The sequence below is a fragment of the Mesorhizobium sp. M8A.F.Ca.ET.208.01.1.1 genome (assembly GCF_004791315.1).
Classification (GTDB): Bacteria; Pseudomonadota; Alphaproteobacteria; order Rhizobiales; family Rhizobiaceae; genus Mesorhizobium.
Genome location: NZ_SRUT01000394.1, coordinates 1 through 286 on the forward strand (window position 1 = coordinate 1; position 286 = coordinate 286).

Annotated in this window: 1 pseudogene; it reads left to right on the forward strand. The window is 66.1% G+C overall.

The features are described 5' to 3' along the window. A pseudogene (locus EN851_RS35815) lies at positions 1 to 286 on the forward strand (NADH oxidoreductase); the annotation flags it as partial.

Consider the following 286-nt stretch of genomic DNA (forward strand, 5'->3'; position numbering starts at 1 on the left):
GCGGCGGATTTCGAGACGGCGCTGCGCGAGGTGATGAAGGCCGAGCAGCCGCGCGTCTTCCTGGACGCGGTCACCGGCCCGCTGGCTTCCGCCATCTTCAATGCCATGCCGAAGCGCTCGCGCTGGATCGTCTATGGAAGGCTCGATGCCGAGCCGACCGTCATCCGCGAGCCAGGCCAGCTGATCTTCCAGCACAAGCGCATCGAAGGCTTCTGGCTGGCCGAATGGATGCGGCAGTTCCGCGACAGGATGGGACCGGCGGTGCTGGAAGCGCAGCAGCGCTTTT